The organism is Paenibacillus ihuae (assembly GCF_001368795.1).
In the GTDB taxonomy this organism is placed as follows: domain Bacteria; phylum Bacillota; class Bacilli; order Paenibacillales; family Paenibacillaceae; genus Paenibacillus_AQ; species Paenibacillus_AQ ihuae.
Genome location: NZ_LN831205.1, coordinates 13,213 through 23,245 on the forward strand (window position 1 = coordinate 13,213; position 10,033 = coordinate 23,245).

Genomic DNA, 10,033 nt, shown 5'->3' on the forward strand with positions numbered 1-10,033 from the left:
AACGCAGTGCTGGCTGAGCCGATTTTTACACCTGCGGCTAAAAATGATGTAGGACACGATGAAGACATTCCTTTTGAGCAGATGCAGGAGCAAATCGGTGCGGAACTGGCGCTTGAGCTGAAGGAGAAAAGCCTGAAGCTGTTCGCTTTTGCCAGAGAATATTGCAATGAGCGCGGTATCATCCTCGCGGACTGCAAATTCGAGTTCGGCCTGCTGGACGGCAAAGTGATTTTGATCGATGAGATTTTTACGCCGGATGCTTCACGCTTCTGGGCTAAAGATAAATATGCGCTGGATATTGAAATTGACAGCATGGACAAGGAGCCGGTCCGGACGTATCTCTCCGCATCCTCCTGGGACAAGAACAGCACGCCGGACCCGCTGCCGACTGAAGTGGTGGAAGAAACCAGCCGCCGTTACTTGGATATCTATCACCGTCTAACCGGTAAGGATTTGTAAGCCAGTCTTTATGTAGGATAACCGCAGTATAAGCGCTAATGCACTTTTACAGTTAATCGGATGTCTCTTGTGGATGAAGGCCTTAGTCGGCTCATTAAATTTTAGGAGGAACTACAAGCGTATGTTAAAAGCGACAGTCTATGTCACCATCAAGAAAAGCGTGCTCGATCCCCAAGGTGTAGCAGTGCAGGGGGCGCTGCATTCGGTAGGTTTCCAGGAAGTTGAAAGTCTGCGCATCGGCAAATACATGGAGCTGACTCTCGATACGGACAACCGCGCTGAAGCGGAAGGACGGCTGAAGGAAATGTGCGAAAAGCTGCTGGCCAACACGGTGATCGAGGATTACCGCTACGAATTGGAGGACTAAAAGTCATGAAATTTGCTGTACTTGTCTTTCCAGGTTCCAATTGCGACATTGACTGCTACAAAGCGGTAGAGGACAGCCTTGGTGAACCTGTAGATTATGTGTGGCATACCGCGACGGACTTGTCGGCGTATGACTGCATTCTCGTGCCGGGCGGTTTCTCTTATGGTGACTATCTGCGCTGCGGCGCGATTTCCCGGTTTGCTCCGGTTATGGCCGAAGTGGCCAAAGCGGCGGAGCAGGGCAAATTCGTGCTCGGCATCTGCAACGGGTTCCAGATTCTGACCGAAGCGGGGCTGCTGCCAGGTGCACTGCGCCGTAATATGTCGATGAAGTTCCGCTGTCATGACACGGTGCTTAAGGTCGTTAATAACACAACCCCGTTTACGGTTGATTATGCGAAGGATGAAGAAATTGTCATTCCGATCGCACATGGCGAAGGCAATTATTACTGTGATGAAGAGACTTTGGCATCGCTCAAAGCAAACAATCAGATCGTATTCACATACAGCGATAACCCTAACGGCTCGGTAGCCGATATTGCGGGAATCAGCAACGCGGCAGGCAATGTAGTAGGCATGATGCCTCACCCGGAACGTGCAGCGAACAGCCTGCTGGGTTCGGAAGACGGCAAACGGATGTTTACATCCATTCTCAAGACATGGAGGGATCGTTATGACGCAGCAAGTATCCGCTAAGGAGCCGACCGCAGAGCAAATCGCGGAGCAGAAAATCTACAGTCAATTCGGAGTATCGGACAGCGAATATGAGCTCATCACTTCTTTCATGGGCCGCAAGCCTAACTATACCGAAATCGGCGTATTCAGCGTAATGTGGTCCGAGCACTGTGCATATAAGAACTCCAAGCCGCTCCTAGGACGTTTCCCGACTAGCGGTCCGCGTGTACTGATGGGTCCGGGCGAAGGCGCGGGCATCGTGGACATCGGAGACAACCAGGCGGTTGTATTCAAAATCGAAAGCCACAACCATCCGTCGGCAGTAGAGCCTTATCAGGGCGCGGCGACCGGGGTGGGCGGGATTATCCGCGATATTTTCTCCATGGGTGCTAGACCGGTAGCACTGCTCAACTCCCTGCGTTTCGGGAAGCTTGAGAGCGACCGGGTAAAATATCTGTTCGAGCATGTCGTGTCTGGTATTGCCGGCTATGGCAATTGTATCGGAATCCCGACCGTCGGCGGGGAAATTATGTTCGACAACAGCTATGACGGCAACCCGCTGGTTAACGCGATGTGTGTCGGACTGATTGATCATGATAAAATCCAGCGCGGTGTCGCCAAAGGCGTAGGAAACCCCGTGTTCTACGTTGGTCCTCCTACCGGACGCGACGGTATTCACGGTGCTACCTTTGCTTCTGTAGAGCTGAGTGAGGAATCCGAAGCCAAGAAAACAGCGGTTCAAGTTGGCGATCCGTTTATGGAGAAGCTGGTGATGGAATCGTGCCTTGAGCTGATCGACAGCGGCATCGTGCTTGGTATTCAGGACATGGGTGCAGCAGGCCTTACCTGTTCCAGCGCCGAGATGGCCAGTAAAGCCGGCAACGGCCTGGAGCTGTACCTGGATCAGGTGCCGCAGCGTGAAGAAGGCATGACGCCTTATGAAATGATGCTGTCCGAATCCCAGGAGCGGATGCTGTTCGTAGTTGAGCCTAAGGATGAAGCGCAGGCACAGGAGATTTTTGACCGCTGGGGCGTGATCTGCCGCAAAGTGGGCAAGGTAACGGATGACGGCCGCCTGAAGCTGTTCCATCACGGTGAGGTTGTCGGCGATATGCCGGTAACAGCGCTGGTAGATGAATGCCCAATTTACAAGAAGCCTTCGGCAGTTCCGGCTTATTATGAAGAGAATGCAAACGTAGATACCCTGCGTTATGAAGAAGTTACCGATCTGGGCGGCGCATTGCGCACGGTACTGGCTTCGCCTACCGTGGCAAGCAAAGCCTGGGTGTATAACCAATACGATTATATGGTCCGCACCAGCACGGCGGTTCGTCCGGGCTCCGATGCCGCAGTGGTTACGATCCACGGCACACGCAAAGGCCTTGCAATGACTACAGACTGTAACGGACGTTATGTCTATCTGGACCCTGAAGTCGGCGGACGCATCGCGGTAAGTGAAGCGGCCCGCAACATTGTCTGCTCCGGCGCGAAGCCGCTGGCGATTACGGACAACCTGAACTTTGGCAGCCCGGAGAAGCCGGAGATTTTCTGGCAGATGGAACGTGCCGTAGACGGTATGGCTGAAGCCTGCCGTGTGCTAGATACGCCGGTTATCGGCGGAAACGTCAGCTTGTACAACGAGAATGCTGCCGGCGCCATCTATCCGACGCCTGTAGTCGGCATGGTGGGTCTGGTTGAAGATACAGATCACATTACGACACAAGCCTTCAAGCAGGAAGGCGATGTTATTCTGCTGCTGGGTGTAACCAAAGCAGAGCTTGGCGGCAGTGAGTTCCAATATGCCGTGCACGGTCTGACAGAAGGCCGTCCCCCGGCACTGGATCTGGCTACGGAGCAGAAGCTGCTCGACGCAGTGCTCGGTACGATCCGCAGCGGTCTGGTCCGCTCGGCGCATGACCTGTCCGAAGGCGGCTTGGCAGCGGCACTGGCCGAGAGCTGCATCAGCGGCGGTATCGGTGCTAATGTGGAATTGTCTGCTGGCGGACTGCGTCCGGATGTGGCGCTGTTCAGTGAGACCCAATCCCGCATTGTGCTGACAGCGGCACCTGACCGTGCGGAGGAACTCAAAGCAGCCGTTGCTGCATACGGCGTACCGGTGGAAATCATCGGAACTGTCGGCGGTGACAGACTGCGCGTATCCTTGGACGGTGCATCCGCACTTGATGAGGCTGTATCAGAACTCAAAACCGTTTGGGAGGATGCTATTCCATGTCTTATGAAGTAAAGACCGGGAACAAGCAGGAGACCCCCATCCTGTGGACCGGCGACTTTTACAATGAAGGAACGGGCTCGGGAGATATTTTTGATACGTTAAAAGAAGAATGCGGCGTCTTCGGGGTCTTCGGACACCCGGAAGCCGCCTCCATGTCTTATTATGGGCTGCATGCCCTGCAGCATCGTGGTGAAGAGAGTGCGGGCATCTGCGTGGCGGACGGCCGCGATTTCAACTATCACCGCGGTATGGGCCTTGTTAAGGAAGTCTTCGACAAGGATAAAATCGCCTCGCTGGTCGGCGACATGTCCATCGGACATGTGCGTTATTCCACCAGCGGGGACAGCCGGCTGACCAATGCGCAGCCGCTGGTCTTCAAGTACCGTGACGGCGATCTGGCGATTGCGACTAACGGTAACATCGTCAACGAGCCGCTGATCCGCAAGCAGCTCGAAATGAGCGGCTCCATCTTCCAGACCACCAGCGACACCGAGGTGCTCGCGCACCTGATCGCGCGTTCGCCGAAGGATTTTGTCGAAGCAGCCAAGGATGCGCTGCGCCAGCTAGTCGGAGGCTTCGCCTTCCTGCTGATGACCAACGACAAGTTGATCGTCGCCTCTGACCCGCACGGGCTGCGCCCGCTGGTGATGGGCCGCCTCGGTGAAGCATATGTCTTCGCTTCGGAGTCCTGTGCGCTTGAAGTTATCGGGGCTACACTGGTCCGTGATATCGAACCGGGCGAGCTGCTGGTGCTGGACAAGAACGGCTTCCTGGAAGACCGTTTCACAGAACCGAAGCGCAAAGCACTGTGTGCGATGGAATATATCTATTTTGCCCGTCCTGACAGTGACCTCAACGGCGCAAACCTTCATTCCGCCCGCAAGCGGATGGGCAGCCGGATGGCGCTGGAATCCTTTGTAGATGCGGATATTGTAACCGGAGTACCGGATTCCAGTATCTCCGCGGCGATCGGCTATGCCGAGCAGACCGGCATCCCTTATGAGCTTGGGCTGATCAAGAATAAATACACCGGCCGGACCTTTATCCAGCCGAGCCAGGAGCTGCGCGAGCAGGGTGTGAAGATGAAGCTCAGCGCTGTGCGCCGCGTCGTTGAAGGCCAGCGTGTCGTTATGATTGACGATTCCATCGTCCGCGGCACGACCTCACGCCGGATCGTTAATCTGCTGCGCGAAGCCGGAGCGCTTGAAGTGCATGTGCGGATCACCTCGCCGCCGTTCAAGAATCCGTGCTTCTACGGTATCGATACTCCGGATCGCCGTGAGCTGATTGCGTCCTACAAGACTATTCAAGAAATGTGCGAGGAGATTAACGCCGACTCCCTTTCCTTCCTCTCACCGGAGGGACTGATCCAGTCCATCGGCGGCTACAGCAGCGAAGAGTATAAGGGAGGCCTCTGCCTCTCCTGCTTCGATAACGATTACCCGACGCAGGTGGATTTCGGCGGGGAAGAGAAGGACGGCTGTTCATGCTAACGTGGACATCCCCCTAAGTCCCCCTTACAAAGGGGGATTCCGGAGGGCTCAGCCCTCCGGCCACCCGAAAGCCTGGTGGTAGGAGTTTGCTCTAAACTTGCTAAGAGGGCGTGGGTGCGGGTGCCCGCTTTGTCCTGCGGACACGCTTCACGTCGCTGCGGGCCCTGGCGGCTTGCGCCCCACCGGGCACTTTGGGCTCGCGCCCCCGTCTGTTTGCTCCGCAAAAGCGGGCTGGCTCTCGCTTAGCGAGGCGCTTGGCTTCGCCAAGAGCGCTGAGCCACTGCCCCTGTGCAAGGCGCGGACTTCGGCTTGCGGCCGGGTTACCTGGTGGTCTGAGTCATGGAGAGGAAGTTTGGAACTGTAGGAGCGTAAGCGATCGCCTTTATGGGCCGATTTCTACCGCGGATCGCGGTTTAAATCAGGAAATCGGACCATAACAGCGACCGGAAGTCCAAACCTTCCTCGGAATGACGACTATGACCACCACCTAAACCAGGCCGTCCCGAAACCGCGCTCTAAACTAATTAAAATGAGGTGTCCAAAAGTGTCGGAAGCTTATAAAAACGCCGGAGTGGATATTGCGGCTGGCAATGAAGCGGTAGAACGCATGAAGAAGCATGTGAAGCGCACATACCGTCCGGAGGTCATGACAGAGCTTGGCGGATTCGGCGCACTGTTCGGTCTCAATAAAGATAAATACGAAGAGCCGGTGCTGGTATCGGGAACCGATGGTGTCGGCACCAAGCTCAAGCTCGCGTTCGCGGCAGACCGCCATGACACGATTGGCATCGACGCTGTAGCGATGTGTGTCAATGACATTGTGGTACAAGGTGCAGAGCCGCTGTTCTTCCTGGACTATCTGGCCTGCGACAAAGTCGTACCCGAGAAGATCGAAGCCATCGTGGCCGGAATTGCTGAAGGCTGCCATCAGGCAGGCTGCGCGTTAATTGGCGGTGAAACGGCAGAAATGCCGGGCATGTATGCTACGGGTGAATACGATATTGCCGGCTTTACGGTAGGTGTGGCTGACAAAGCCAAGCTCGTTACCGGTGCGGATATCGCCCCTGGAGATACGGTTATTGGTCTTGCCTCCAGTGGTATACACAGTAACGGGTTCTCGCTGGTGCGCAAGCTTTTACTGGAACAAGCCGGCTACGACCTGAATGATGTCATTCCTGAGCTGGGCGCTCCGCTTGTGGATGTACTGCTTGCTCCAACCAAAATCTACGTCAAGCCGTTGCTGGCACTGCTGGAGCAGGTCAAGGTTAAGGGCATGGCGCATATTACGGGGGGCGGCTTCATCGAGAATATTCCGCGGATGCTGCCGGATAACGTGAACGTGGAGATCAACTATGGCTCCTGGCCGATTCAGCCGGTGTTCGGCTTGATGCAGAGCAAAGGCAGTGTAAGCAACCGGGATATGTTCACTACTTTTAATATGGGTATCGGCCTTGTACTGGTTGTTCCTGCTGCGGACGGGGAACGTGCGCTTGAGCTGCTGAAGGCTAGCGGTGAAGAGGCTTATTTGATCGGCACCGTTACAGAAGGGGAACGTATCGTTACCTTTACGGGAGCTGAAGTGTGATGAGCAGCAGCCGGATCGCTGTGTTTGCCTCCGGGCAGGGCAGCAATTTTGCCGCACTGATAGAGGCGCAGAGAGCAGGACAGCTTGGCGGGGGCGGCATTGAGCTGCTGGTCTCCGACCGGCCAGAGGCGTTTGTGGCTAGTCGGGCGGAGGCTGCAGGCGTTCCCGCTCTCCTGCTGCGGCCGAAGGAATTCGGAAGCCGTGAGCTCTATGAGGCGAAGATTGTTGCCGAGCTGAAGCGCCGGGACATCGGGCTAATTGTACTCGCCGGATATATGCGGCTGATTACCCCGGTGCTGCTGGAGCCATACGCCGGCCGGATTATCAACATTCATCCTTCGCTGCTGCCGGCCTTTGCCGGGAAAGACGCGATTGGACAGGCACTGGATTACGGTGTGAAGCTTACAGGAGTGACGGTGCATTTTGTCGACGGAGGCATGGATACCGGACCGGTTATTGCCCAGCGCAGTATAGAGGTAGAAGCCGGAGATACGGCCGAGTCGCTGGCGGAGCGGATTCATCAGGTGGAGTACGAGCTGTATCCCGAGGTCGTGGCCGCTTTTGCCGCCGGTAAGGTAGAACTGCACGGAAGACATGTTATTGTCCGTCAGTAGGTTTACCACAGATGGAAAGGGCTTTGCAGGTACACATAACTGGACTTATGTCTTATACCTGAAGCTTTTTTCGACATTCTGCACATCATCCGCGGGTTCTGATATTTCTCGGGAAATATTGCACAAACATTTAGTTGTTGTCGGTTGACGGCTGTAGTGTCGATTATAGACCGTTACAGTGTCGTTTATATACCAAGAGTCTCTAGTCAAATAATACTAATCTTGCATCATCCGGAGGAGGACTATTCAAGTGAGTATCAAAAGAGCGCTGGTCAGCGTATCGGACAAACAGGGCATCGTGGATTTTTGCCGCGAGTTGTCTGCACTAGGCGTAGAAATTATCTCCACAGGCGGCACTAGCACACTTTTGGCTAAAGAAGGCGTACCGGTTATCGGTATTTCCGATGTAACAGGCTTCCCCGAAATCATGGACGGACGCGTCAAAACGCTGCATCCTGCTGTACACAGCGGCCTGCTTGCGGTTCGTGACAATGAGGAGCACACACGGCAGATGACTGAGCTTGGCCTTGACTACATTGATCTGGTAGTGGTGAATCTGTATCCGTTCGCGGAGACGATTGCCAAGCCCGATGTATCGTACGAGGAAGCGATCGAGAATATCGATATCGGCGGACCGACGATGCTGCGTTCAGCGGCGAAGAACCATGCTTTTGTCAGTGTGGTTGTGGATGCGGCTGATTATGCCAATGTGCTTGAAGAAGTGCGTGCAGGCGGGGATACGACGCTTGAAACCCGCAAACGTCTTGCAGCAAAAGTGTTCCGCCATACGGCGGCTTACGATGCCCTGATTGCCGATTATCTGGCTAATGTGACCGGAGAACCGCTGCCGGAGCGCTATACAGTGACTTACGAGAAAATCCAGGATCTGCGTTACGGGGAGAACCCGCATCAGAAGGCGGCATTCTACCGCAAGCCTCTGGCGGCGCAGGATACGCTGACCGCTGCAGAGCAGCTGCACGGCAAGGAACTGTCCTATAACAATATCAATGATGCCAACGCGGCGCTGCAGATCGTGAAGGAATTCGAAGAGCCTGCGGTTGTGGCCATTAAGCATATGAATCCATGCGGTGTAGGCGTGGGAACAAGTGTATATGAGGCTTATCAAAAAGCTTACAACGCTGATCCGACCTCGATCTTCGGCGGAATTGTTGCCGCGAACCGGATCATCGATGCGGACACCGCGAATCTGCTTAAGGATATTTTCCTGGAGATCGTCCTGGCTCCGGGCTTCACTGAAGAAGCGCTGGAAATCCTGACGAAGAAGAAAAATATCCGCCTGCTCAAGATCGGTAATCTAAGTGCCGCAGCGGCACGCAAGAGCAGCTTTGTTGTGACCTCCATTGAGGGCGGGATGGTTGTGCAGGAGAGCGACGTGCACTCCGTGAAACCGGATGACCTGCAGGTCGTTACGGACCGCAAGCCTACAGAAGAAGAGCTTAAGCAGCTGCTATTCGGCTGGAAGGTCGTTAAGCATGTGAAGTCTAACGCCATTGTATTGGCAGCTGATGATATGACGGTCGGTGTCGGTGCAGGCCAGATGAACCGTGTCGGTTCCGCGAAGATTGCAATTGAACAGGCCGGTGAGAAAGCCAAGGGCGCAGTGCTGGCTTCTGATGCCTTTTTCCCGATGGGCGATACGCTTGAACTTGCTGCAAAAGCAGGAATTACCGCTGTAATTCAGCCGGGCGGGTCGATCAAAGACGAGGAATCGATCAAGGTTGCCAATGCATACGGAATCGCTATGGTCTTCACCGGCGTCCGCCATTTCAAACACTAGAATTACTCGGGGAGGATTTCATTTCTATGGATATTTTAGTGGTCGGCAGCGGCGGCCGGGAGCATGCGATCATCTGGAAGCTGTCCCAAAGCCCCGCAGCCGGTAAAATCTACTGTGCACCCGGCAATGCCGGGATTGCCCAGCTGGCGGAATGTGTGCCGATCGGTGTATTTGAATTCGATAAGCTGACTGCGTTTGCCAAAGAGCGTGAAGTCGGACTTGCCGTCATCGGTCCTGATGATCCGCTCGCCGCAGGAATTGTCGATGCGTTCGAAGCGCAGAACATTCCGGTATTCGGTCCGCGCAAGAATGCGGCTGAAATTGAAGGCAGCAAAACGTTCATGAAGGATCTGCTCCACAAATATCATATTCCGACAGCAGCCTACGAGAAATTCAGCGATTATGAAGCTGCGCTTGCCTATTTGCGCGGGCAGGGACTGCCGATTGTTATCAAGGCCGATGGCCTGGCTGCCGGCAAAGGGGTTACTGTTGCGTATTCGCGTGAGGAAGCCGAGCAGGCGCTGCGTGATATTATGGTGGCCAAGGTGTTCGGCGAAGCCGGCGCCCAGGTCGTGATTGAGGAGTTTTTGGCCGGACAGGAAATGTCAATTCTCGCTTTTGTTGACGGAGAGACCGTTCGGCCGATGGCGGCTGCGCAGGATCACAAGCCAATATTCGACGGTGATAAGGGGCCTAATACAGGAGGTATGGGGACTTATTCGCCTCTGCCGCATATTGATGAAGCCATTATCCGCGAGGCGGTCGAGACGATTATTGAGCCTACGGCCAAAGCCATGGTAGCGGAAGGCC

General features: G+C 54.9%; 9 protein-coding genes. All 9 read left to right on the forward strand.

From position 1 onward, the window contains the following. The coding region (locus AQR02_RS28745; RefSeq protein WP_148449241.1) for a phosphoribosylaminoimidazolesuccinocarboxamide synthase at positions 1-459 on the forward strand (459 nt) is incomplete at its 5' end. Positions 460-580: 121 nt separating this feature from the next. Further along, positions 581-826, forward strand: coding sequence for a phosphoribosylformylglycinamidine synthase subunit PurS (purS, locus tag AQR02_RS28750; RefSeq protein ID WP_019913657.1), 246 nt, complete (start codon positions 581-583; stop codon positions 824-826). 5 nt (positions 827-831) lie between these two features. Beyond that, complete coding sequence (gene purQ / locus AQR02_RS28755) at positions 832-1,521, forward strand: phosphoribosylformylglycinamidine synthase subunit PurQ (protein ID WP_054943739.1); 690 nt, start codon at positions 832-834, stop codon at positions 1,519-1,521. Then, positions 1,499-3,745, forward strand: a complete 2,247-nt coding sequence (purL, locus tag AQR02_RS28760; protein WP_054943740.1) for a phosphoribosylformylglycinamidine synthase subunit PurL — start codon at positions 1,499-1,501, stop codon at positions 3,743-3,745. Before purQ ends, purL begins: the two co-directional genes overlap by 23 nt. After that, positions 3,730-5,226: an amidophosphoribosyltransferase gene (gene purF / locus AQR02_RS28765; protein WP_054943870.1), complete on the forward strand. Its 1,497-nt coding sequence runs from the start codon at positions 3,730-3,732 to the stop codon at positions 5,224-5,226. The genes purL and purF overlap by 16 nt, the downstream gene beginning before the upstream one ends. 544 nt (positions 5,227-5,770) lie before the next feature. Next, the gene (purM, locus tag AQR02_RS28770; protein WP_054943741.1) at positions 5,771-6,811 is read left to right on the forward strand and encodes a phosphoribosylformylglycinamidine cyclo-ligase; all 1,041 of its coding nucleotides are present in this window, start codon (positions 5,771-5,773) and stop codon (positions 6,809-6,811) included. Further along, complete coding sequence (gene purN, locus AQR02_RS28775) at positions 6,811-7,425, forward strand: phosphoribosylglycinamide formyltransferase (protein WP_054943742.1); 615 nt, start codon at positions 6,811-6,813, stop codon at positions 7,423-7,425. The genes purM and purN overlap by 1 nt, the downstream gene beginning before the upstream one ends. A 250-nt stretch (positions 7,426-7,675) precedes the next feature. Next, on the forward strand, positions 7,676-9,223 hold the full coding sequence (purH, locus tag AQR02_RS28780) for a bifunctional phosphoribosylaminoimidazolecarboxamide formyltransferase/IMP cyclohydrolase (protein ID WP_054943743.1): 1,548 nt from the start codon (positions 7,676-7,678) through the stop codon (positions 9,221-9,223). A gap of 26 nt (positions 9,224-9,249) precedes the next feature. Beyond that, positions 9,250-10,033 (forward strand): phosphoribosylamine--glycine ligase (gene purD, locus AQR02_RS28785; RefSeq protein ID WP_082452143.1); only part of this gene is annotated, 784 nt, incomplete at its 3' end.